We start from the raw sequence: 22665 nt of genomic DNA, 5'->3' as shown, positions 1-22665 counted from the left end.
AACAGAAAGGCTAAAAAGCCTTGTCAGTCCTTACATCATGCCGCCCATTCCACCCATTCCGCCCATGTCAGGCATTGCTGGTTTGTTTGGTTCTGGCTTATCAGCGATTACAGCTTCAGTTGTTAAGAACATAGCTGCAACGGATGCTGCGTTTTGAAGTGCGGAACGAGTCACCTTAGCAGGGTCAACGATACCTGCTTCGATCATGTTCACCCATTCGTTGGAAGCTGCATTGTAGCCCATGCCAACAGCTTCTTTCTTCAAGCGCTCAACAATAACAGATCCTTCTTGACCTGCGTTTGCTGCGATAATGCGAACTGGCTCTTCAAGTGCGCGAAGAACGATGTTCACGCCAGTTTGCTCATCTCCTGTAATTGTTTTAACAGCTGCAACTGCTGCGTATACGTTCACTAGTGCTGTACCACCACCAGATACGATACCTTCTTCTACAGCCGCGCGAGTAGCGTTCAATGCGTCTTCAATGCGAAGTTTACGCTCTTTAAGCTCAGTTTCAGTAGCAGCACCAACTTTAACTACTGCTACGCCGCCAGCTAGCTTAGCAAGACGCTCTTGCAATTTCTCTTTATCGAACTCGGAAGTTGTTTCTTCCAGTTGAGTACGGATTTGGTTAACGCGTGCAGTGATATCGTCCTTGGAGCCAGCGCCATCAACGATGATTGTGTTCTCTTTTGTAACGCGAACTTGACGCGCGCTACCAAGTTGATCAACAGTTGCGGATTTAAGCTCAAGACCTAGCTCCTCAGTGATCACTTGACCACCAGTTAGTGCAGCGATATCTTGCAGCATTGCTTTGCGTCGGTCGCCAAAGCCAGGAGCTTTAACCGCTACGCAAGTGAATGTTCCACGAAGTTTGTTCAGAACTAAAGTAGCTTGTGCTTCACCTTCAACATCTTCAGCGATGATTAGAAGCTGTTTGCCGGAATTAACAACCTTCTCAAGTACTGGCAGGATTTCTTGGATGTTCGTGATTTTCTTATCTGTGATTAAGATATATGGATTATCAAGGACAGCTTCCATTTTATCTGTATCTGTGATCATGTACGGTGAGTTGTATCCACGGTCGAATTGCATACCTTCTACAACTTCAAGCTCAGTTGCGAAGCCTTTGGACTCTTCAACTGTAATAACGCCGTCTTTACCTACTTTTTCCATTGCTTCAGCGATCAATTCGCCTACTTCTTCGTCAGCAGCAGAGATTGCCGCAACTTGTGCAATGGATTGCTTGCCTTCGATTGGCTTCGCAATTTTTTGTAGTTCTTCAACAGCAGCACGAACCGCTTTGTCGATCCCTTTGCGAACAACCATTGGGTTAGCACCCGCAGTTACGTTCTTAAGACCTTCACGAATCATCGCTTGAGCAAGAACAGTTGCTGTAGTCGTACCGTCACCAGCTACATCGTTTGTTTTAGTTGCTACTTCTTTAACTAGTTGTGCACCCATGTTCTCGAATGCATCTTCAAGTTCGATTTCTTTTGCGATCGTAACACCATCGTTAGTGATTAGCGGGCTTCCGAATTTTTTCTCAAGAACGACGTTGCGTCCTTTTGGTCCCAAAGTTACTTTAACCGCATTTGCTAGAGCATCTACACCACGAAGCATTGCACGGCGTGCATCTTCGCTAAATTTAATTTCCTTTGCCATCGTCAAGAACCTCCTCAAATTTGTACCCGAATCACACTCTTCGGATATCATAATAATTCATGTGAATCTTGTTTCAATCCATCAGCGCACCTAAGCAGACTTATGTAATTGAATCCAAGCTTGCGTATATTAGGCTAAAACCGCGAGAATATCGCTTTCGCGCATAATTAGTAGCTCGCGTCCTTCGTATTTCACTTCAGTACCTGCATATTTTGAGAAAATAATGCGGTCGCCTTCTTTAACTTCTAATGGAAGACGTTCTCCGTCTTTCAACGTTCCGCTGCCTACAGCAACAACTTTGCCTTCTTGTGGCTTTTCTTTCGCTGTATCTGGCAATACGATTCCGCTTGCAGTCGTCTCCTCTTTAGCAATGGCTTCAATGACTACGCGATCACCTAACGGTCTGATCATGGAAAATAGCCTCCTTTAAATAAATGGTTTTATGGTTTGATTGGTTATAACCTGAAGTCTAGCCTTCTCGTCCAATTAGGACAGACATAGCTGTTTCTTATATATTAGCACTCGAAGGTATATAGTGCTAACAACACTTTTTATGATACTGATTTCTGATGACTTTTGCAAGTATTTTGATAAGAAGTTATGAAAGAAAAACCGAAAGCATGTCCATTTTTTAGGAAAACATCGCTCTCGGTCTTAAACGCATCCGTCCTTATAGACGATGAAACCGTTTCTTCTTGTTACATCCCTTCAGCTTCAAATGCCCGTTCTCTCTCTTGATCCATGATCAATTGTTTGCGATAAATGAACCTCGATATATAAACGGAGAATTCATAAAGTAAAATCATCGGTAAAAAGACCAAAATCATGGATATCGCATCTGGTGGTGTAATAATCGCAGCCAATACGACGAGCACCATATAAGCAATACGGCGCAGCTTGGAGAGTCTAGCTGGATTCAAAATCCTTAATTTCGTTAAGAACATCACGACCACAGGCAATTCAAAAATGATAGACAATGGGATGATGATATTAAACATAAATGAAAAATATTGCGCTGCACCAAATGTCTCTTCAATATTTAAGCTGTCGCCTAGTGAGGTCGAAAAATGAAACGCAAGTGGAAATACGACGAATAGTCCAAATGCTAGACCACTTAAATAGAGGAGCACGGCAAAAGGCAAATAGAGCAGCGTCGATTTACGCTCCCTTTCCCGCAATCCAGGACTAACAAAAGCCCATATATGATACAACAATACAGGCAATGTAACGAGAAACCCGATTACAAAAGCAAAACTCATATATAAACGTAAATTGTCCCACGGTGAGAAGGCATGCCACTTCATGCCATTAGCTGGCGGAAGGTTCTGCATGAACAAGATAACTGGTTTAGCGACTGCAATTCCTCCTGCCATTCCAAGGACAAGAACTGCTACGATCCACATCACACGTCGACGTAATTCTCGTAAGTGTTCGACAAGATCTACTTTTTGATCTAATTCCATGAAGATAATACCTACTTCCTTTGCATTTCCAAATATGAATCTTTTAAATCAGTTATGAAATTGATTTAATCAGGTAATCGTCTAGAATCAACCGGCTTCTTCTCCTGAGGTGTCACAACAGTAGACTGAGTGGCAGGTTCAGATACAGGCTGCTCCTTTACACCAGTACTTGTATCATCATCCATAATTCCGCGTGTACCCTTCTTAAATTCATGCAGCATTTTACCAAAAGCACGACCTAGTTCTGGAAGCTTATTTGGACCAAACAAAATTAGCATTACGAGAGCAATGATCAAATATTCCGACAAACCAATTCCCATGATTTACGATCACCTTCCTCCACTTCCATCTGTCCTATTTATTTCACAGCTACATTAATCCACCATATCCTAGCTCAACCACGTCTCTTCTCACAATCTCTTCCCCAGCGCATATGCGAGGCAAAAATACATCAAAGGATGTATAAGCATCATGCATCACGCATCCAGGCAAGCCCATAATCGGAATTTGGCCTAAATAGCCTATCATAAGCATTGAACCTGGCAGCATAGGCGTGCCATAGGAGACAATTCGAGCACCTGACTTACGGATCGCCCCTGGTGTACGATCATCTGGATCGACAGACATTCCACCCGTAACTAAAATCAAATCAACCCCAAGTGTCTCATAATGCCGAATAGCCCCAATTATCTGATCACTATCATCATCGGTCACAATTTGCTCTACGACCTCTGATCCTAGATCCACAACCTTCGCTTTCACGATAGGTCCAAATTTATCTGTAATCCTACCCTTGAAAACTTCACTTCCCGTAGTTATCAAGCCAACACGCAGAGGAAGGAATGGCTTAACGGTAACTAAGTCCTCCCCTAATTCTGCATATCGACGAGCGATGTGCTCAACCTTGGCAACCTGAGCTTCCTCGATAAGAAGCGGAATAACGCGAGTTCCGATAAGTGATTGATCTTGCTTCACGACACTATTCGTCTTAATCGTAGAGATGACGATATGCTCCAAGCTATTCGCTTCATCTACGAATCGCTTATTTATTTTCGCCAGACCGTGGATTGTCGATTTTAACATGACCTTGCCCTCATGAGGCTGAGTCAGCTTCACTCGATCTCCAGCAATCGCATGCGCCATTCGCTCTGCTGCTTCATCCTCATGGATATAGCCATCCTGCAGGTCCATAACATAAATATGTTCCTTGCCAATGGACAAGAGAGCAGGAATATCCTCTTGCCGAATAACATGACCTTTCTTAAACAGCCTTCCTTTGAACTCACCAGGAATAATCTGAGTAAGGTCATGGGATAAGATCATTCCAATTGCATCTTCGGTTCGCACTTCTCTAAGCATGGAATTAACCTTCATCGTTATGCTCCGTAACTGCACCAGTCAGAATTTGGAGCGCATGTGGGATTACATCCATAATGGCTGCTAGGTTCTCCATTACACCTTTAGGCGATCCTGGCAGGTTCACAATCAAAGTGCGTCCACGAATGCCCACGACAGCACGGGATAATATGGATCTAGGCGATTTTTCCATCGTTCTCATACGCATCGCTTCCGCCATACCCGGAACATCCCGCTCAATAACAGCTAGTGTAGCTTCAGGTGTTACATCGCGTGGTCCAAGTCCAGTTCCGCCTGTCGTAATAATCATATCCGCTTCAAAATAATCGCTCATTTCAATGAGTGCAGCCATAATCTCGTCTGTTTCGTCAGGTACGATACGATATTCAATAATGTCACCCATTAATTCTTCTTCAACAAGTTCTCGAATCACTTGTGCACTCGTATCTTCTCGTTCACCCCGAGAACCACGATCACTAACTGTCAAGATCGCAACCTTCCAGCGCATCGATTTCAGCCTCCCCATTCTAATGTAACAAACTTTTAGCGTCTAAATAGTATCTATTTTGTGAAAATCTCCGCTTTTCCCTCCACTTTTGTGAATTAACATCGTTGGGCCAATAATAATCTCCTTCTCGATAGCTTTACACATATCGTAGACTGTTAATGCGGCAGCAGACACCGCCGTCAGCGCCTCCATCTCGACACCAGTCTTGCCGGTTGTTCGTACTGTTGCTTCTATGTATAGTTCATCATGACCATTGTCATTAAAAACGATATTAATTCCTGTCAGTGGGAGTGGATGGCACAGGGGAATCCAGTCCGATGTCTTCTTGGCCGCCATTACGCCAGCAATCTGAGCAATAGCGAGTACATCACCTTTATTCATCTGTCCCTGCTTAATCTTCCGAAGTGTCTCACTCTTCATCGTAACTGTTGTTCTAGCAGTCGCTTCACGCTTCGTAATTTCTTTATCTGACACATCAACCATTCGCGCTCTACCCTGCTCGTTCATATGTGTAAATCCAGCTTCCATGATTGATGCACCTCCACTCTTCTATTGTATATGACTTGCCTTTAGTTGCAACGATTCCGTTACCAGAATATCCATATTAACATCATTCCATGAAACAGGCACTTCAGGCACGACCTGCAGATCGAATGAAGCCGCTACTAACAAAGGTTGTGCTATACCTTGTTCAGCGAATAGCTTGAAGAAACGATCATAATATCCACCGCCATAACCAAGTCTAGCCATTTTCGTATCAAATGCCAAACCCGGCACAAGAATCATGCGGATCGTAGATAGATCTGTCAGAACAGGCAATGACGTGATGGGTTCACGAATCCCCCATCCTCCTGAAGAGAAATCATTATAGGAGGTTACTTCATGAAGGATCATTTGTCTAGTTTGCTTAACAGTTCTAGGCGCAACCACACGTATCCCCCGTGACCAGCACCATTCCATAACTGGAGCAATATCTACCTCAGTACGAAACGGCATATACGTCATTAGGCATCCATCACTGGAACTCTTGAAATGCTCCTTGCATAAGCCAATCAATTGATTAACGATCTGCTCTTCACGAGCCTGTCTCTCTTCTTGATTCAGACTGCTGCGCTTCAGTTCAATTTGCTCTCGCATCTCTATTTTACGTTGATACATGTTCATTATAAGCTTCATTCTCCATTTAAAGATGTATTGGATCTATTGTATCATATTGTACATATTGGCCCCAACTTCTCAAGCTTCTCTTTTGATTTTGTCTAATTTCCTGTAAACTAATATCATATATATTATAGGAGGCTTACAGCATTATGTTATTGCAAGTAAGTGGAATATCCAAAAGCTATGGTGTTACCACCATATTATCCAATATAAGCCTGCAAATTGAAGAACGGGAACGAATTGGATTGGTCGGCGTGAATGGCGCAGGCAAATCCACCCTCCTCCAAATTATTGCCGGGGAAATATCCTATGATTCGGGAGAAATCTTCAAATCAAAGGAAACGAAAGTCGGCTATCTTCGACAAAATTCCGGCTTAGCAACGAATCGCACAATTCGTGAGGAAATGTTATCTGTATTTACTGCGCTTATTGAAGCAGAGAAAGAGCTTCGAGAGCTAGAAGCGCAAATCGCAGATCCTGTTATACATGCCAATGAGAAGCAGTATACGCTGATTCTAGAGAAGTATGATGCCAAAACCGAATGGTTCCGCAAGCATGGCGGTTATGAGTTTGAAGCCAAAATCCGTGGAATTCTTCACGGCATGGGGTTTGGCACCATGCCACCCGATACGGTGATCGGGACACTCAGTGGCGGACAGAAAACACGATTAGCCCTTGCCAAAATGCTGCTTGAAGAGCCAGACCTCTTAATTCTCGATGAGCCTACGAATCATCTGGACATCGCAACGTTAACATGGCTTGAGAGCTACTTACGATCCTATCCAGGGTCCATTCTTGTCGTATCCCATGACCGATACTTCCTGGATTCTCTTGTTACAGCGATTTATGAGATTGAACGCACAACTTCCAGGCGCTACACAGGCAATTATTCACGCTTCATTGAACTTAAAGCTGCAGATTACGAAATCCAAATGAAACAATTTGAAATGCAGCAGGATGAAATTGCAAAGCTAGAGGATTTTGTGCAGCGTAATCTAGTACGAGCTTCTACAACCAAACGTGCTCAAAGCAGGCGTAGAACGTTGGAGAAAATGGATCGTATCGACAAGCCCCTAGGCAGCCTAAAACGGGCATCGTTCTCATTCGAAGTCGAGCAAACCTCTGGACGTGATGTACTGAATGTACGTAGAGTTGGCTTATCTGTTGGACAAGGAATCGATCGCAAAACATTAGCTGAGGACATCTCCTTGGTACTTAAGCGTGGAGAAACAGCCGCATTGCTTGGACCTAACGGGATCGGCAAAACAACCTTGCTTCGCACATTAATCGGCAATCATGAGCCCGATCAAGGAATCATCGACTGGGGCACGAATGTCCGCATCGGCTATTATGATCAAATGCAGACGCATCTAACACCAAACAATAGTGTTCTAGAGGAAGTGTGGAGTGCTTTCCCCCATCTAGAGGAGGTACGAATTCGTACGGTATTAGGTAATTTCTTATTCACAGGCGAAGATGTCTTTAAGAAGATTAGTGCTCTAAGCGGTGGCGAAAAAGCACGTGTCTCATTAGCCAAGCTTATGCTGCAAAAAGCGAATGTCCTTATTCTCGATGAGCCGACGAACCATCTGGATCTCTACTCCAAGGAAGTGCTGGAATCCGCACTTATGGATTATGAAGGCACCCTGCTCTTCATTTCACATGACCGTTACTTCCTAAACAAAATGGCTGAACACATCATGGAGATGACACCAGACGGAATTACTGATTATCTTGGAAACTATGATGATTATTTGGAGAAAAAGGCAGAGTTAGCTGACATTGAAGCGCAGAAGCAGCAAGAGCTGGAACGCAAGCAGTCCAATCAAACGATCACTCCTGCAGACGAGAAACGAGTCGATTTCGAAACGAATAAACAAAACAAGCGTGAAGAACGCAATCGTCAGCGTAGACTTGAAGCCATCGAAGCACAAATCGCACAGCTTGAGTCTGAAGTGTCAGAATTAGAGACCGAGCTTACGAACCCTGAAATATTCAATAACTATCAGATTGTTGCCGAGAAAACAACACTTATCGAGTCCAAGAAGGCTGAACTTGAGCAGTACTATGCGGAATGGGAAACGTTAATGTAGAATATAGTAAAAAAGGAAAAGCACGATCTTCTTTGAGGAAGACGCGCTTTTTCTTGTTAACCTACACCTTGTACAGTTGGTAAAGTAATCTTCACACTAAAACCATGACCTTCTGAAGAATAAAATTCAGTTTCGCCATTCAAACTTGAGACTCGCTCGCGAATACCTGACAGGCCCATATTTTTTAGTGTTGCTTTACTTTGGCTTAAGTCCATTCCGACACCGTTATCCGCATATTCATAAGTGATCACCCGATCATCATTGCCAATAACCAATTTAACCTCAGTAGCTAATGCATGTTTCATCGTATTGCGCAGCAATTCCTGTGTAATCCGATAGAGCATCAGGACATATTCATCATCCAGCGATAGATCTAACTGACTATGATTGAACTCAACTGTAAAATTCGCATTAAAAGTTGCATTGACACATAACTGATCTATCGCCTCTACTGCGCCCATTTCATTGAGAAAAGAAGGTCGCAATTCATTACATGTCTGTCTAATTTGATGAATAACATCAAGCAAACCTTCTTTGATTTCTTCCATACGTCTATGAATATCATCTGAAATCTTGATTTCATCCAGGATATCCTCGTATTTACGATACCATAACAGCTGGTCTTGCAGCGCTGCATCATGTAAATCGGAAGCAAGCCGACGTCTCTCATTTTCAGATAAGCGGAAAACAAGTCTAGATACCCATGAAGGCGATTCACTACCCTCACGAAGCTCAAATTGCGAAATGATTCCTGCTAGCATGTCTAAGTTCTCATAGACAATTCCGATGTAATTGGCAAGTGTCCTTAACCACACAATTTCATCTGGATTGTAATTCATTCGGTTCTGCTTATTATCAATCCATAGTAAATACTGAAATCTCTGCTTCTTCCCAATTAATATACACATCCCAAGATTGAGTTCGAACATTTCACCAATGATATATGTTCGATTTTTTTGTTTGGTAATATCCCAGAACCTGACATCGGGCTGTAAGAACTCACTTTCTTTTTTAATCTCGATGCATTGCTGATCATGATCCATTTCAAGTATTGCCGCCGACTGTATGGGCAGCATCTTAATAACCTCGTGAATAATCAATTCTTCCAAGTCTGATTGTTTATTCAGCTTCGTGATTTGTTGCGAGAAATCATTTAAGCTTAGCTGGAAATTCATTTTCTTCTTAAAAGGTGTGTTATGTAGTGGATATTCTATTCTTTCCTTCACATACAAGAGAATGACGATCACAACATAGATAATGGAGAATGACAAAATCCAATGTGCCAAAGAAAATCTTTGAATATCATAGAGGAAGCCAACACATAATAGTATAACGATTGAAGGTATGATTGCGAGTAAACAGAAGTATTTCAAACGATCTATAATAAAATCGATATCAAGAAGTTTCTTGGAAACGATTAAATATACATAGACTATCGGAAATAAAAATAAGGCGATCGTTGCAATATAAGTAGAAGTAAAAGCTTCATTGAAAATGATACGCGGTAATGCAAATAAAAATATAAAAGGAAAAAAAGAAAGTGAGTTACCTATAATCATATATTTAAAAATAGGATTATAGATTGTTTTCCTAAACTGAAAATATCTGATTGCTAATATAAAAATCATATAAATGCAACCAATAATGAATAGCAATAAAGACACCTTAGCGACTAATAGTGTATTTAATTTGTACCCAATATCGGTATAAATCGTTAGAATTCCACACACGAATAAAAGTGCATTTATCCCATATTGTATATATAACATTCTGGGATTAAGCACTTTAATCTTGTACTTGTTAAAATAATTATACAAAAAATGCAAAAAAACAGTTGGAACGAGTGGGAGACTAACTAGCACAAATGCCTGAGCATAATGTACCCTCATCCCTGAAGGTATACTCCCCAAATAAGTTAGGGCAGTGACCATAAAAAATAAGATCAATATTTGTGCTGAGCTATCCTTCTTCTCCTTCACAAAAAGAAACAGAGAGAAGCAATAAAGAATAGCAAAAAACAAAATTGAACTTCTCGATTTATCAAACGAGTATTGTGAGTTGATATCATCCGTAACAGAAAAAAGAAGATGACTCTCATTTCGTAAAATACTAATTTGATGTGCTTGTTCGATAGAGTTATATTTTAAAGACGGATGCAGCTCTGGATTCTGCCCATCGATTGATAATAACAAGTCACCATCTTTAATTCCTTTATATGCAGCCCAACCCTGATGGTCAACATAGCTTATATACCATTGATTATCCTGATTCTTCTGAACATCAACCCCGATATAGATGGTATTGAGCTGCACATAAATAAATGATATTGCGACCAAGATCGCCGCTATTAGGATGAAAGTGGTGCTATAAATCCTAGTTCGTGACATCTAGGTCGTGCCTCCATTACCACCAGATTGTCTTTGGTTGAACCTCTGTACCTTCTTTTACTCCAACAACTTCAATAATTGCCTTCTGCTGAACCGGTGTTACGCCAACTAAAGAAGCCTGTCCATTTCTAACAAGTGATACGACTTCCAAATTGTTCTGTAAGTAAGCAACCATCTGTTTCAACATTATCAATCACCATACCTCTCAAAAATTATTAGAATAATTTACCTTCCTCCTTTAATATATCACGAAATTCTCAAATTTGACAAAATTATTTCAGTACAGCTTTAACTTTCATTATTTTGGGAATAATTAGTAAATATTGCGTTATTTTTTCGATTACAGGCTGGAGGGTATATTCACAATGAACCAACTAACATCGGACCTGTCCCAAAATATTGCTTATATCAAACAGGCATTAGGCGTCGATAAAAGCTTCGACGTGATTCATCGAGAATTAGAATATGGCGGAAAGAAATTTGCCCTTTTCTTTGTCGATGGCTTTGCAAAAGATGACATCATGAATTTGATTACCGTTAATTTATCAAGACTGCAGGAAGATGAGCTGACAACAGATACCGTACATAAGCTGCTGCACAAATTTATCGGTTATCTTGAGGTAGATCCCGCTACGGATGTGGAACAGATCATTGCTTCTGTATTGTCTGGACCTGCTGTTCTTCTGATGGAAAATTCGGATACTGCACTCATCATTGATGCTCGAACTTATCCTGCACGAGGTCCTGCTGAGCCGGATACTGAACGTGTGGTTCGTGGTGCTCGAGATGGATATACAGAAACATTGGTATTCAATACGGCACTAACTCGAAGGAGACTACGTGATCCTAATCTTCGAATGGAGTACATGCAAGTTGGTAGAAGGTCCAAAACGGATGTCGTCATTTCCTATATTGAAGATATTGCGGACCCCAAGCTAATTGATAAAGTTAGGAAGCGTCTGCAAAGTATTGATGTAGACGGTGTACCGATGGCTGACAAAACAATTGAAGAATTTGTTTTCAAGCACAATTGGAATCCATTCCCCCTCATTCGCTATACAGAACGACCCGATGTTGCAGCTATTCATTTGCTTGAAGGTCATATTCTGATCTTCACCGATACATCTCCAAGTGTCATCATTGCACCGACAACCTTATTTCACCATGTGCAGCACGCTGAGGAATATCGACAAAAACCCGTTGTTGGTGCTTATTTACGGTGGATCCGTTTTACCGCAATGCTAGCCTCGGTTTTCCTGCTTCCAATTTGGTTTATGTTGATATTAGATCCTTGGCTGTTACCTTCAAACTGGCAGCAATTTGAGTTCATTTTTCCCAAAGATACTGGAGTGATCCCGATCATCATTCAACTGATTCTTGTCGAGATTGGGATTGATGTCATACGGATGGCATCCATTCATACACCTACCTCTCTGGCATCAACTCTTGGGCTGGTTGCAGCATTAATGATTGGAGACCTAGCTATCCATGTTGGTCTGCTTAGCAGTAACGTAATTCTCTATTTTGCAATTGCGGCAATTGGAACCTTTGCTACTCCTAGCTACGAATTCGGACTTGCAACAAGACTTGTTCGATTATCGCTATTGCTTCTAACTGCATGGCTGCATATCTGGGGCTTCATCATTGGCAGTATCGCATGGTTTATTGTCCTGCTTATGTCTCGTTCAATCGGGACTCCGTATCTATGGCCGCTCATTCCTTTTAATGGACGAGCTTTACTGGATGTTCTAGTTCGCAACCCTGTTCCTGCCAAGGATAAAAGACCCGCATTTCTGCATCCGCAGGATCCGACAAGAGAGTAAATTTCTTGCCAAATGGTTTGCCTTTCGTCCTCCCAATCGATTACTATTTAAGTATGAATTCGTACTAGTAATGGAGGAATGAACATGACGAAAAAGAACGTAGCATTTACTCTAACACTAGCTTTATCGCTATCATTGTCGCTTGTAATGCCAACTACCACTTTTGCTGCAGAAATCAGTATGAAGGTGGGCGACAAAGCGCTTGCATTTCAATATGCCGAGCCATTTATTGAAGATGGACGAACATTAACACCCTTGCGTGATCTATTAGTCGCACTCGGTGTGCCTGATGATCAGGAACATATTATATGGAATAAAGACAAGCAGAGTGTCTCGGTCATCTATAAAGATATAAATGTCGAATTGACTGTTGGCAGCAGGACTATTTATAAAAATAATCATAAATTCGCTGATCTTGACGTATCACCGAAATTAGTGAATGATCGAGTGTTTATTCCTGCACGTGCAGTTGCCGAAGCACTTGGCAACAAAGTCATTTATGACGCAACGACTCGAACGGTGCTCATCAATTCAGGAACCATTACATATTCGGATCTAAGCAAATTAAATAGCGTTGTTCGTGCCACAATCCAGAAACTTAAAGGTATCGATTTGAAGGATTTACAGGGCGAGCAGAAGGAAAGTCTGGAATATCTCCTGCTCATTGATAAAAAGCAGCTAGCAGGAGCATTGCTCGATTCCTTTGAACTAGAAAGAGCCGCTGTGCTAGACTTTATTGCCAAATATATGCTTAACGACCTAAACTGCTTAATCGAAAAAGCGGTAGATCCTGCAAGCCCTGCTGCTTACGGAACATCCATGACAGATCTAATCACAGCATTGCCGGCCGATCCCGTAATGGAACAATTAGCGAAAATCATGAAGAATAGCTCCAATGAACAAGTTCGAGACGCTATTTCTTTCTATCTTTATAAATTCCCAACAAGCAAGTCATTAAAAATACTTGAGGAGGAGCTTGCTGTAGAATCTTCTGACAAAGTTTTCAGCAATGCTGCCGTATCTTATCAGTCGATTGGGAGATCGATGCCTTCTACTTATGTTGAATCGCTCTTTAACAGTTATTTGAACGCCTCAGACAAGCAGCGCGAGAAATATAAGTCTTATTTATTGTTGAATGTCCGTAATCATGATTCAACTAAGGAACAATGGAATGCACTTCTTAAAAATAAATCGAGCTCCAAAACAGAACTTGAGAAGCAAACAGCAGAAGAATTATTGAAGCTCAAATAATGCAAAATATACACACCCCATTCTTATTAACAAGGATGGGGTGTTATTAATTTCGCAAAATATACAGACAATTGTGAATAACTTTTATTTTTATCATTTAATTATTCACAAAATACACTTTTACACATGGTTATCCACATACAAATCACGCCTAAAATACTGTTATTTCGCCAATTTTCTTAATTGATAACAGTTTTATCCCCATTATCCACAAAAATTAGTGAAAAAGTTACTCAGTTCTTATCCCAAAAATGGACACCTCCAAAAGTTGCGCTGTAATTGACTTTAAGCTACTTATACACATCATCCACATACCCTGTGGATAACTTAATACACATATGCCTGTGTATATTTGAACAGGCAAAGCATCTCTAAAAAATCAAAAATGCCATCTCTTCAGCAAAGAGATGGCATACAATTAAATTAGATCATTACCAAGTTTCAAGCGGCAGCATCGGGTCAGCCTTGAAATCAAGGGACACGAATTCTTGCTTGTCCCATTTCAATTGAGCGGCGGCACCGATCATCGCCGCGTTGTCTGTACATAAGCTCAGCGGTGGAACGATGAGCGGAACGCCTAGCTGCGAGCAGACTTCGGCAAGCCGCGTGCGCAAGCCGCGATTGGCCGCTACACCACCAGCGAGCAGCAATTGACTTGCGCCGAATTCCTGGACGGCGCGCGCTGCTTTGGTCACGAGGACGTCGATAACGGACTCCTGAAATCCCTTAGCGATTGCCGCAGGGTCAATCGTTTCGCCCTTCATCTGTGCTTGGTTCAACGTATTGAGCACAGCGGATTTGAGACCAGAGAAGGAGAAATCATACGAATCTGGCTCCAACCATGCACGAGGCATCGTTACTTCATGCTCCGCTTCATGAGCAAGGCGATCGATATGCGGACCGCCTGGATAAGGCAAATGAAGCGCGCGACCAACTTTATCGTATGCTTCACCCGCTGCATCATCCCGTGTCTGCCCTATAATCTCGAAGCTGCCCGGCTCCGTTAAACGAACAAGCTCCGTATGACCGCCCGATACGACTAAAGCAATTGAGGGATACAGCAGTTCTTGTTCTAGCTGATTCGCATAGATATGTCCTGCAATATGATGAACGCCGATCAATGGCAAATCAAGAGCAAGCGCCAAAGTTTTGGCTGCCATAACGCCGACGAGCAGCGAGCCAACAAGCCCTGGCCCTTGTGTAACGGCAATTGCGGATAAATCATCGGTAGTAATGCCTGCTTCATCAAGCGCCTGCTGTATAATCCATGTTATGGATTCCACATGCTTACGTGAAGCAATTTCAGGCACGACGCCTCCATAGAGACGATGCGTATCAATCTGCGAGGACACGACATTCGAACGTATGATACGTCCATTCTCTATAATGGCGACTGCTGTCTCATCACAGCTAGTTTCAATTGCCATGATATAGGTTATATTCGTTTCTGTCATTTTAACCATCTCTCAATCATCTGTATACTTCGGCAAATCCGCCCACATGATCAGGGCATCTTCGTTATTATCCGTGTAGTACTTCGGTCTAACCCCCACAATGCTAAAGCCTAGCTTCTTATATAAGTTCTGGGCAATATCATTCGACTTGCGCACCTCAAGCGTCATTCGAATGGCTCCAAGGAATGCAGCCGTGCGCTGCATTTCGCTAAGAAGTCTTGTGCCAAGCTTTTTTCCGCGAAACTTTCCTGTAATGGCAATATTCGTGACATGCGCCTCATCCATAATGATCCACATACCGCCATAACCAGCAATCTCATTATCGCATTCCATAACCATATATTTCGCAAAATGATTGTTCGTCAATTCATTCATAAATGCTGTAGCTGACCAAGGTGTCGTGAACGATTCGCGCTCAATATTTACAATATGAGGTATATCTTCTATGGTCATCAGACGAAACTCCAAGGATCGATTGCCATCTGAAGATACCATCTTGGGTGATTGCTGTTCCATCGTTCTCCACCTTACTTGGTTTCTTGTTTAGCTTTCAGTAAATTAGCCTCTGCTTCTGTAAGCCGTGCATAATTCGGCACGAAATCGAATACGTCATCCGTCTTAGCATCAGATTCATGCCAGCGTTCATTCGCAAGATAGCCAATTTCCGCACCTCTAATGCTAGAAGGAAATATCGCCACCTTGAACTTGGCATTTCCGAACTCTTCTTCGAATCTATTAATCTGTTCGGCAAATAATTCGGTTTCTCCTACAAAAATAACTTCTAATGGCTGCTCCATCGCATCTTTCTGGCTTGATTGTCCAGCTAGCAGTTCAGCCACCTCTTCAAGCAGCTTCGGCATTAACCGAATGCCATCCTGCTTTAAGCAGTCCCATCCTGCTCCCTCACCATCTACATTACCGTGCCTGTATACTGCCGTAAATACTTGATTCCTTCTAGCATCCATCAATGGAATAAGATAACGAGCCTGCTTGCCTGCTTTTATGTCACAACGATTTACCTCTGCATATTGTCGTAAGCCGCTTCGTGCCATCGCGTGAAGGGACGACACCCCAATAAGCGGAACTCCGAGTGACCATGCGAATGTTTTGGCAGTCGTTACACCGATTCTCACACCTGTATAGGAACCTGGGCCTTGTCCAACTGCTAAGAGCGATAGATCCTTCGGCTTTATCTCGGCATCCTTAAGCAGCGATTGAATATTCGGCAGCAGCTGAACGGAATGATTGCGGACCGCTTCTGTATCATGCTCTTGTACAACCTTGCCATTCTTGAGCAGCGCAATGGTCATATTGGACGTCGATGTATCGATTCCAAGTATATATTCTGGTTTAATTGTCTCGTTGTTTGCTTCCATTAGTTCCACCTGTTCCCCTCTAACGAATGACACCATGTGAGATACGGCTCACCGTGCGGGATTATTGTAAAAGTCCGCTCCGTCTGTTCATCACCCGTTCGGTTAATGACGATTTCAAGACGATTGCTTGGGAGAATCTCTTCGATCTGAGTCGACCATTCGATCAGCGTCACGCCATTTCCATAGAAGTATTCATCAAGTCCCAAGTCGTCTGCATCTTCCAGACCAATGCGATAAACATCCATATGATAAAAAGGAAGCCTAGCTCCTTCATATTCTTTGATAATCGTAAAAGTGGGCGAATTCACGAGCCCTTGCACACCGATACCTCGCGCAAATCCTTGCGAGAATCTGGTCTTACCTGCACCAAGATCACCATCCAGCGTGATCACAGTTCCAGGAACTGCCGCTTCAGCAATGAACCTCGCTAATCGTTCAGTCGCTTGTTCATTCTCTGATATATAGGTATAAATAGGCTTCAAGCCGAATCAATCCTTTGTCGCAAAATGATTATAGCCCCTCTTAGCTAGGGGCTCCACAGTGCCGTCTGCGCGCAGCAGACGGACACCGCTAAAGTCATCGGTCGCATAACCGATGACATACAGCTTGAGGCCATGCTCTTCGAATGCAGCCTCAAGCTCATGCACATGCTCCTTGGCTACGGTGCCAAGGAGCTGATAATCCTCGCCGCCGTATAGCATCCACTCCAGCGGCGGCGTATCAAGCAGCTGCGCTGCCGCGTCCAGCCCCGCCGGGCGCGGCAGGCGCGCTTCTTCGATGGCAAGCCCCACGCGGGACGCTTCCGCGATCTCCGCGGCTTCACTGGCGATGCCATCGGAGATGTCATTGAGCGCACGGCCGAGCCCCGTGCGCAAGAGCAGCCGCCCAGCGGCAACCTGCGGCGCAGGCCGCTGGTGCGCAAGAGCAAGCGCCTGCAGCAGCGGCGCTTGTATCGCTGCCTCGGCGGCAGCTCCGCTGCGCTGTGCATGCTCTAGCAGCGCAAGCCCTGCGGCGGATCCGCCGAGGGCGCCTGTCACAAAGACGGCGTCGCCCGTCTTTGCATGGGAGCGAAGCAGGGCGCGGCCTGCTTCGACTTCACCCAGGATCGTGACCGTGATCACGATCCCTGATATCGAGGCGGTCGTGTCACCGCCTACAATCGCAACCTCGTATGCACTCGCACACTCGTACATACCTGCATAAATGCGCTGCAATCTCGCTTCATCGGTTCCCTTCGGCACCGATAAAGCGATCAGCGCATAACGCGGTACCGCTCCCATAGCGGCCATATCGCTAATATTCGAGGCCATCGCCTTAAATCCGATGTCCTCGTCGCGCATGGACCAGCTCGCAAAATGCACATGCTGGGTCATCGTATCGCATGCCATAACTAGCGAGCAGCCAGGTGAGATGCCCGCTACAGCCGCATCATCGCCTATTCCAACGCCAACACCGCGTTCTCGCTGCCAATGGGTTGATTGCCCGCCGCAAGTCAGCAGATCAATCAGCGCAAATTCATCCTTCAAGTCCATCACATGCTTTCATATATTATAGCCTTCCTATAGGAATTGTAGCAAACAGAACAATTCATTTATGATTCTTCGCCCAAATTTTCCCCTTCAATAATTGTATCGGTTGTTGAGGCTTCAATCAATCCATTCTGCTGAGTTACATTACCGCCGCCAAGCCCCTCATTAACCATTCGATCAATATCTACATCGTATTTATCTCGTCCTTCATTAACAGAGTCTGACAATCCATTAAATAAGCCCGCTTCACGAACAGCTTGATTTTTCTCTTCCATACCTGTTCCCTCCAATATTAATGGTTATAGATTTTTCCTCCTCATGTTCTCCATAGATAGTCAGCTTCATTCCCAAGCTCATAGCAAAGCCTCCATTCAGGAATACTACTCCTATTTATGTCTGCATTTATTACTGAATATAGAAAGGGGAAGACCTATGCATACGATGTGGAAAGGAGCCATCTCATTCGGGCTCGTACATGTGCCTGTCCGAATGTTTGCGGCAACAGAAAGCAAAGACATTTCCATGCGGTATTTACATGAGGTATGCAATACACCACTTGCTTATGTACGCAAATGTCCCACCTGTGATCGTGAAACAGAGTGGTCTGAAACAAGTCGCGGCTATGAGTATGAGCCAGGTCGCTTCGTTACTTTTACCAAAGATGAGCTGGAGACATTATCTGGTGAGGTCACCAAAGAAATTAAAATTCTTGATTTTGTTCAACTAGCCGATATTGATCCGATTTATTTTCAAAAGACGTATTACTTGTCACCTGCCGATACAGGCACAAGCGCCTACAGCTTACTTCTCGAAGCCATGAAGCAAACAGGTAAGATCGGAATAGCCAATGTGTCTATCCGGTCCAAGAGCTCACTTGCGGCAATAAGAGTTATCGATAATTGCTTGTCGATGGAAACTATCTTTTATCCCGATGAAATTAGACCTATTGCGCAAGTTCCCAATTTACCTGAGCAGAATGTCGTAAATGACAAAGAACTGACGATGGCCAAAATGCTAATTGAACAGTTATCAACGCCTTTTGAACCCGGTAAATATCAAGATTCGTATCGTCAAGCCTTACAGGATGCCATACAGCAAAAAATTCATGGTCAAGAAATCAAGACAGCACCACAAGCACCTGAATCGAATATCATCGACCTGATGTCCGCCCTACAAGCAAGTTTAGAAACAACCAAACCACCTGCAATGATGATTCCAACAGAACCTAGTATTCCAAGTGCATCAGCAGCCGCTCCTAAGCGCAAACGCGGTCGTCCTGCCAAAGCGAAGGATACGGTTTCCTAGAATGAAGCTGCCGAATAAACCTATGTCCCCAATTGCAAAGCCTGAACTGATGGAGGGTAACGATTGGGGATATCAGCTCAAATGGGATGGTGTACGTACAATCGCAACACTTGAGGATGGACAAGTAGATCTTTATTCCAAGCGAATGCTGCTTAAGAATTCGGTATATCCCGAAATCGCCCAGATGTTAGCTAAGCTACCTAGGCGCATCATGCTGGATGGAGAAATAATTATGTTCGATACGGTAGAGCAGAAGCCTAATTTTCAGAAGGTATTGCAGAGAGAGAGATCAAGTGGAATTGGACGAAGAACTGAGCAGGTACGTTATCATTTATGCTATGTCTTATTTGATCTACTTTATGTGGATGATAAGGATATTCGGGCATTACCTTATGAAACAAGACATGCCATGCTGCTTGATCAATTTCCAACCCGTACACCCCATCTATTCGTTACAGATTTAGTCGCGAATGGACAAGCACTCTGGAATTGGGTCCTGGCGCATAGCTGGGAAGGGGTTATCTCGAAGCGACTGTCATCACCTTACCGCGAAGGCAAGCAGCATTCCGATTGGTTTAAGAAAAAAATCGCGATTAATCGCCTTGTGCAAATCGTTGGTCTCATTATTCGAAATGGCAAAGTAGCCTCGCTCGTTATGGAACTTGACGGCGATTATTTTGGACGTGTGTCCCTAGGCTTATCTGAAGCACAGCGGCAGAAACTCATGCAGTATGCGTCTTCGCATCAAACTGATCAATTGCCCTGGGCTTCGCCACCTGAAATGACTACGCAAGAGCAACTCATCACTTTCTACCCGTATATCGCTTGCCATGTCACAGGTCTCGAAATTACAGCTAGCGGGGTACTTAGACATCCCAAAATTGTTCAAATCGTATGGTAAAGGTGTGAAGCGTAAATGGCTGCCGAATACCCAAGCAAAGGTTCGATTGAAATCGAAGGGCATCGTATCACGATTACAAATCCGAATAAACTGCTATGGCCTGATGCAGGGATCACGAAATTAATTTACTTGCAAAAGTTAATCGAATTATCGCCTTACTTGCTTCGTTATTGCAAAGATCGTTATTTAACTACGATTCGTTATCCGCATGGCGTCGATCAGCAATTTTTTTATCAGAAGAATGCGCCCAAGCCACTGCCTGCGTTCGTCCGCACAGCAGCAATTGATGATGTGGAATATGTGAATCTCGATTCCTTAGCGACCTTAATTTGGTTAGGTAATTTGGCTTGCATTGAGTTTCATCCATCATTCCACTTTATTCAGAGTGACAAGCCGATTGAATGGATTATTGATTTAGACCCAAGTATGGAGGAAGAGCCTCGTATCATGGAAGCAGCAGCTTTAATTGGTGACATTCTCCATTCCCTGCAAGTGGAATCGATTCCCAAGACTTCTGGAGCAACGGGCATTCAGATTTATGTCCCGATCGAATCTGGCTATACATTTGATGAGCTGCGAACCATTGGGCATTTTATTGGAAGCTATGCCGTACAGAAATATCCCGATATTTTTACAATTGAACGCTTGAAGAAGGATCGCGGCAATCGGATCTATATCGATTACTTGCAGCATTGGTATGGCAAAACTTTATCTGCGCCTTACACACCTCGGGCTAAGAAACATGCAACCTTATCTACTCCTCTCTTTTGGGATGAAGTACGTGCTGGTGTGCGAATTCAAGATTATAATCTGCATACAATTTCAAGTCGATTAAGCGAGTATGGCGATCTGATTGCGAAAGTTCCCCAGCAGAATCTGCATCCCATCCTTCATATTCTAAAAGAGCGGGGCAATCATTCGAACAAATGATTGCCTCATTTTCACCATAAGCGGACGTTGTCTATATTCCGCAAGATTAAGCTCTAGGCTGCCGCTCATATCTTGATAAAAGTCATCTAATAACCGGTTAGTGACTTGTTCATCAATAATCGTCGCATTTATCTCAAAGTTATTATAGAAGCTGCGTACATCAAAATTAGCTGTTCCCACAATCGCCTTGTCATCAATAATCATAACCTTTGCATGTAGAAAACCCGCTTCATATTGATAAACGCGAATGCCATGTAACAGTATATCTTCCACGAACGACATTGTTGCCCACTGTACTAGCGCATGATCGGAAATAGACGGAAGAATGATTCGAACGTCTACCCCCTTTTTAACCGCAATCTTTAGTGCAGTCTTCATCCCTTCATCCGGAATGAAATACGGTGTTTCAATATACAGCTTGTGCTGTGCCGATGTAATAACATCTAAATATGTCTCATAAATGACATCATCAATTAAACTCGGGGTTGAGGTGACGAGCTGTATGGACGCTTTAGCTTGAGACTCCGTCATATGTCCGCTGTCCGCTGACTTCTCCATATCCTCTTGCGGCATAACAAACGAGAGCTGTTTACCGCTTGCAAGCTCCCAATCAATTTGAAACAACTGCTGCAAGTAAGATACAGCGCCTCCCGTAATCTGCAGATGCGTATCGCGCCAATAACCTAACTTACTGTCTCCGCCTACATATTCATCACCGATATTAAATCCGCCCATAAATCCAATAACGCCATCAATCACAACATTTTTGCGATGATTGCGGTAGTTGATTTTTCGTTTGAATAAAGAAGTAATCACGGGGAGAAAAGCATAAATTTCCACCCCGCTTGCTTGTATTCGATTGATGTATTCCTTGGTTAATTTACTGCTGCCGAGGCCGTCATACAATACCTTAACCTGTACGCCTTGCTTAGCTTTGGATGATAAAATTTGTTCAAATCGCCTGCCAGACACATCATCGTTTATGATATAGAATTGAAATAATATGGATGTTTTTGCTTGTTCAATCGCTTGGTATAAGGCATCGAAGAAAGCATTGCCATCACTCCATACCTGTACTTCATTATCATCGGTCCATCCGGATATGGGATATTCTGTCGTTAACGACTCTATTTTTAATTTTTCTTGGATTGAACGCCTGTACTGCTTCGCAATAAAGAAATAAGCGATCAGGCTGATAAACGGACATATAAACATCAAAACCATCCAAGCAACAGCTTTGGATGGCCGCTTGCGCTCCAATATCATTATCAAGGCGATCTGAATGATATATAGAACTAATAAAACAATAAGTACTACCACGTAGGCTCCCCCTAGAATCTCATCTATCGATCATTAATGATTGCATAATTTTGTATTCTATAAGATGCGCTTAGTTATTTATTCCTATTCATCGCAACCTATCCAAGACTAAATATGTAGTTTTTTTATAATATTCCGTCTATTAG

At 43.1% G+C, this 22665-nt stretch carries 23 protein-coding genes; 6 read left to right on the top strand and 17 right to left on the bottom strand.

Annotated features, from left to right (window positions below; translation table 11 throughout):
• Nucleotides 1–30 precede the first annotated feature (30 nt).
• The 8 genes from groL to E0485_RS14420 form a co-directional block, all read right to left on the bottom strand.
• A complete protein-coding gene (groL, locus tag E0485_RS14455; protein ID WP_132418766.1) occupies nt 31–1662 on the bottom strand; it encodes a chaperonin GroEL in 1632 nt (543 codons plus the stop codon).
• Nucleotides 1663–1791: 129 nt separating this feature from the next.
• Entirely contained in the window at nt 1792–2073 is a 282-nt protein-coding gene (gene groES / locus E0485_RS14450; RefSeq protein WP_132418765.1) for a co-chaperone GroES, read from the bottom strand.
• 287 nt (nt 2074–2360) lie between these two features.
• On the bottom strand, nt 2361–3125 hold the full coding sequence (gene tatC / locus E0485_RS14445) for a twin-arginine translocase subunit TatC (protein ID WP_132418764.1): 765 nt from the start codon (nt 3123–3125) through the stop codon (nt 2361–2363).
• Nucleotides 3126–3190: 65 nt separating this feature from the next.
• On the bottom strand, nt 3191–3445 hold the full coding sequence (locus tag E0485_RS14440) for a twin-arginine translocase TatA/TatE family subunit (RefSeq protein WP_207910989.1): 255 nt from the start codon (nt 3443–3445) through the stop codon (nt 3191–3193).
• A gap of 49 nt (nt 3446–3494) precedes the next feature.
• Nucleotides 3495–4499 (bottom strand): molybdopterin-binding protein, encoded by a 1005-nt coding sequence (locus tag E0485_RS14435; RefSeq protein WP_132418762.1) that lies wholly within the window; start codon nt 4497–4499, stop codon nt 3495–3497.
• Nucleotides 4489–4989 carry a MogA/MoaB family molybdenum cofactor biosynthesis protein gene (locus E0485_RS14430; protein WP_132418761.1) on the bottom strand — a complete coding sequence of 167 codons (501 nt, stop codon included), beginning with the start codon at nt 4987–4989 and terminating at the stop codon, nt 4489–4491. The genes E0485_RS14435 and E0485_RS14430 overlap by 11 nt, the downstream gene beginning before the upstream one ends.
• Nucleotides 4990–5031: 42 nt before the next feature.
• A complete protein-coding gene (gene moaC, locus E0485_RS14425) occupies nt 5032–5517 on the bottom strand; it encodes a cyclic pyranopterin monophosphate synthase MoaC (RefSeq protein ID WP_132418760.1) in 486 nt (161 codons plus the stop codon).
• 21 nt (nt 5518–5538) lie between these two features.
• Nucleotides 5539–6153: a 5-formyltetrahydrofolate cyclo-ligase gene (locus tag E0485_RS14420; RefSeq protein WP_165921187.1), complete on the bottom strand. Its 615-nt coding sequence runs from the start codon at nt 6151–6153 to the stop codon at nt 5539–5541.
• 146 nt (nt 6154–6299) lie between these two features.
• Here E0485_RS14420 and E0485_RS14415 point away from each other — a divergent pair, with 146 nt between their 5' ends.
• Complete coding sequence (locus tag E0485_RS14415; RefSeq protein WP_132418758.1) at nt 6300–8243, top strand: ABC transporter ATP-binding protein; 1944 nt, start codon at nt 6300–6302, stop codon at nt 8241–8243.
• 56 nt (nt 8244–8299) lie between these two features.
• On the opposite strand, the gene E0485_RS14410 is transcribed toward E0485_RS14415, so the two are convergent.
• Nucleotides 8300–10630: an ATP-binding protein gene (locus E0485_RS14410; RefSeq protein WP_132418757.1), complete on the bottom strand. Its 2331-nt coding sequence runs from the start codon at nt 10628–10630 to the stop codon at nt 8300–8302.
• A 16-nt stretch (nt 10631–10646) separates the two neighbouring features.
• Nucleotides 10647–10817: a competence pheromone ComX gene (gene comX, locus E0485_RS14405; protein WP_235857582.1), complete on the bottom strand. Its 171-nt coding sequence runs from the start codon at nt 10815–10817 to the stop codon at nt 10647–10649.
• Between the two features lie 178 nt (nt 10818–10995).
• Between comX and E0485_RS14400 the strand changes: the two genes are divergently transcribed.
• Both E0485_RS14400 and E0485_RS14395 read left to right on the top strand, forming a co-directional pair.
• Nucleotides 10996–12453 carry a spore germination protein gene (locus E0485_RS14400; protein ID WP_132418756.1) on the top strand — a complete coding sequence of 486 codons (1458 nt, stop codon included), beginning with the start codon at nt 10996–10998 and terminating at the stop codon, nt 12451–12453.
• An 84-nt stretch (nt 12454–12537) separates the two neighbouring features.
• Nucleotides 12538–13704, top strand: a complete 1167-nt coding sequence (locus tag E0485_RS14395) for a copper amine oxidase N-terminal domain-containing protein (protein WP_165921186.1) — start codon at nt 12538–12540, stop codon at nt 13702–13704.
• A 431-nt stretch (nt 13705–14135) separates the two neighbouring features.
• Here the strand turns inward: E0485_RS14395 and tsaD are convergent, their stop codons facing one another.
• Genes tsaD through E0485_RS14365 form a run of 6 tightly spaced genes read right to left on the bottom strand, consistent with a single transcriptional unit; the run spans nt 14136 to nt 18338 of the window.
• Nucleotides 14136–15158: a tRNA (adenosine(37)-N6)-threonylcarbamoyltransferase complex transferase subunit TsaD gene (gene tsaD, locus E0485_RS14390; RefSeq protein WP_132418754.1), complete on the bottom strand. Its 1023-nt coding sequence runs from the start codon at nt 15156–15158 to the stop codon at nt 14136–14138.
• Between the two features lie 12 nt (nt 15159–15170).
• A complete protein-coding gene (gene rimI / locus E0485_RS14385; RefSeq protein ID WP_132418753.1) occupies nt 15171–15674 on the bottom strand; it encodes a ribosomal protein S18-alanine N-acetyltransferase in 504 nt (167 codons plus the stop codon).
• A gap of 11 nt (nt 15675–15685) precedes the next feature.
• Complete coding sequence (gene tsaB / locus E0485_RS14380; protein WP_165921185.1) at nt 15686–16534, bottom strand: tRNA (adenosine(37)-N6)-threonylcarbamoyltransferase complex dimerization subunit type 1 TsaB; 849 nt, start codon at nt 16532–16534, stop codon at nt 15686–15688.
• Complete coding sequence (gene tsaE / locus E0485_RS14375; protein WP_235857578.1) at nt 16534–17016, bottom strand: tRNA (adenosine(37)-N6)-threonylcarbamoyltransferase complex ATPase subunit type 1 TsaE; 483 nt, start codon at nt 17014–17016, stop codon at nt 16534–16536. Before tsaE ends, tsaB begins: the two co-directional genes overlap by 1 nt.
• A 6-nt stretch (nt 17017–17022) precedes the next feature.
• Nucleotides 17023–18066 (bottom strand): thiamine-phosphate kinase, encoded by a 1044-nt coding sequence (thiL, locus tag E0485_RS14370; RefSeq protein ID WP_132418751.1) that lies wholly within the window; start codon nt 18064–18066, stop codon nt 17023–17025.
• A 59-nt stretch (nt 18067–18125) separates the two neighbouring features.
• On the bottom strand, nt 18126–18338 hold the full coding sequence (locus E0485_RS14365; protein ID WP_132418750.1) for a hypothetical protein: 213 nt from the start codon (nt 18336–18338) through the stop codon (nt 18126–18128).
• A gap of 157 nt (nt 18339–18495) precedes the next feature.
• Here E0485_RS14365 and ku point away from each other — a divergent pair, with 157 nt between their 5' ends.
• From ku to ligD, 3 genes are read left to right on the top strand one after another with little or no spacing between them, the layout of a single operon-like run.
• The gene (ku, locus tag E0485_RS14360; protein ID WP_132418749.1) at nt 18496–19368 is read left to right on the top strand and encodes a non-homologous end joining protein Ku; all 873 of its coding nucleotides are present in this window, start codon (nt 18496–18498) and stop codon (nt 19366–19368) included.
• A gap of 1 nt (nt 19369) precedes the next feature.
• Entirely contained in the window at nt 19370–20269 is a 900-nt protein-coding gene (locus E0485_RS14355) for an ATP-dependent DNA ligase (protein WP_132418748.1), read from the top strand.
• Nucleotides 20270–20284: 15 nt separating this feature from the next.
• Nucleotides 20285–21199 carry a non-homologous end-joining DNA ligase gene (gene ligD, locus E0485_RS14350; RefSeq protein WP_132418747.1) on the top strand — a complete coding sequence of 305 codons (915 nt, stop codon included), beginning with the start codon at nt 20285–20287 and terminating at the stop codon, nt 21197–21199.
• Here the strand turns inward: ligD and cls are convergent.
• Nucleotides 21167–22519, bottom strand: coding sequence for a cardiolipin synthase (gene cls / locus E0485_RS14345; protein WP_132418746.1), 1353 nt, complete (start codon nt 22517–22519; stop codon nt 21167–21169). The genes ligD and cls overlap by 33 nt on opposite strands.
• Nucleotides 22520–22665: the final 146 nt, after the last annotated feature.

The organism is Paenibacillus albiflavus, from assembly GCF_004344915.1.
Taxonomy (GTDB): domain Bacteria; phylum Bacillota; class Bacilli; order Paenibacillales; family NBRC-103111; genus Paenibacillus_AM; species Paenibacillus_AM albiflavus.
This window is presented reverse-complemented; position numbering and strand designations above follow the sequence as displayed.

Excerpts from the sequence above, each read along its gene's own strand:
- E0485_RS14365 (WP_132418750.1), bottom strand. The coding sequence starts at position 18,338 with ATGGAAGAGAAAAATCAAGCTGTTCGTGAAGCGGGCTTATTTAATGGA.
- ku (WP_132418749.1), top strand. The coding sequence starts at position 18,496 with ATGCATACGATGTGGAAAGGAGCCATCTCATTCGGGCTCGTACATGTG.
- E0485_RS14430 (WP_132418761.1), bottom strand. The coding sequence starts at position 4,989 with ATGCGCTGGAAGGTTGCGATCTTGACAGTTAGTGATCGTGGTTCTCGG.
- tsaB (WP_165921185.1), bottom strand. The coding sequence starts at position 16,534 with ATGGAAGCAAACAACGAGACAATTAAACCAGAATATATACTTGGAATC.
- E0485_RS14420 (WP_165921187.1), bottom strand. The coding sequence starts at position 6,153 with ATGAACATGTATCAACGTAAAATAGAGATGCGAGAGCAAATTGAACTG.
- tsaD (WP_132418754.1), bottom strand. The coding sequence starts at position 15,158 with ATGACAGAAACGAATATAACCTATATCATGGCAATTGAAACTAGCTGT.
- E0485_RS14400 (WP_132418756.1), top strand. The coding sequence starts at position 10,996 with ATGAACCAACTAACATCGGACCTGTCCCAAAATATTGCTTATATCAAA.
- E0485_RS14440 (WP_207910989.1), bottom strand. The coding sequence starts at position 3,445 with ATGGGAATTGGTTTGTCGGAATATTTGATCATTGCTCTCGTAATGCTA.
- E0485_RS14355 (WP_132418748.1), top strand. The coding sequence starts at position 19,370 with ATGAAGCTGCCGAATAAACCTATGTCCCCAATTGCAAAGCCTGAACTG.
- rimI (WP_132418753.1), bottom strand. The coding sequence starts at position 15,674 with ATGGAACAGCAATCACCCAAGATGGTATCTTCAGATGGCAATCGATCC.
- groES (WP_132418765.1), bottom strand. The coding sequence starts at position 2,073 with ATGATCAGACCGTTAGGTGATCGCGTAGTCATTGAAGCCATTGCTAAA.
- comX (WP_235857582.1), bottom strand. The coding sequence starts at position 10,817 with ATGTTGAAACAGATGGTTGCTTACTTACAGAACAATTTGGAAGTCGTA.
- tatC (WP_132418764.1), bottom strand. The coding sequence starts at position 3,125 with ATGGAATTAGATCAAAAAGTAGATCTTGTCGAACACTTACGAGAATTA.
- moaC (WP_132418760.1), bottom strand. The coding sequence starts at position 5,517 with ATGGAAGCTGGATTTACACATATGAACGAGCAGGGTAGAGCGCGAATG.
- thiL (WP_132418751.1), bottom strand. The coding sequence starts at position 18,066 with ATGGACTTGAAGGATGAATTTGCGCTGATTGATCTGCTGACTTGCGGC.
- groL (WP_132418766.1), bottom strand. The coding sequence starts at position 1,662 with ATGGCAAAGGAAATTAAATTTAGCGAAGATGCACGCCGTGCAATGCTT.
- E0485_RS14410 (WP_132418757.1), bottom strand. The coding sequence starts at position 10,630 with ATGTCACGAACTAGGATTTATAGCACCACTTTCATCCTAATAGCGGCG.
- E0485_RS14435 (WP_132418762.1), bottom strand. The coding sequence starts at position 4,499 with ATGAAGGTTAATTCCATGCTTAGAGAAGTGCGAACCGAAGATGCAATT.
- E0485_RS14395 (WP_165921186.1), top strand. The coding sequence starts at position 12,538 with ATGACGAAAAAGAACGTAGCATTTACTCTAACACTAGCTTTATCGCTA.
- E0485_RS14415 (WP_132418758.1), top strand. The coding sequence starts at position 6,300 with ATGTTATTGCAAGTAAGTGGAATATCCAAAAGCTATGGTGTTACCACC.
- ligD (WP_132418747.1), top strand. The coding sequence starts at position 20,285 with ATGGCTGCCGAATACCCAAGCAAAGGTTCGATTGAAATCGAAGGGCAT.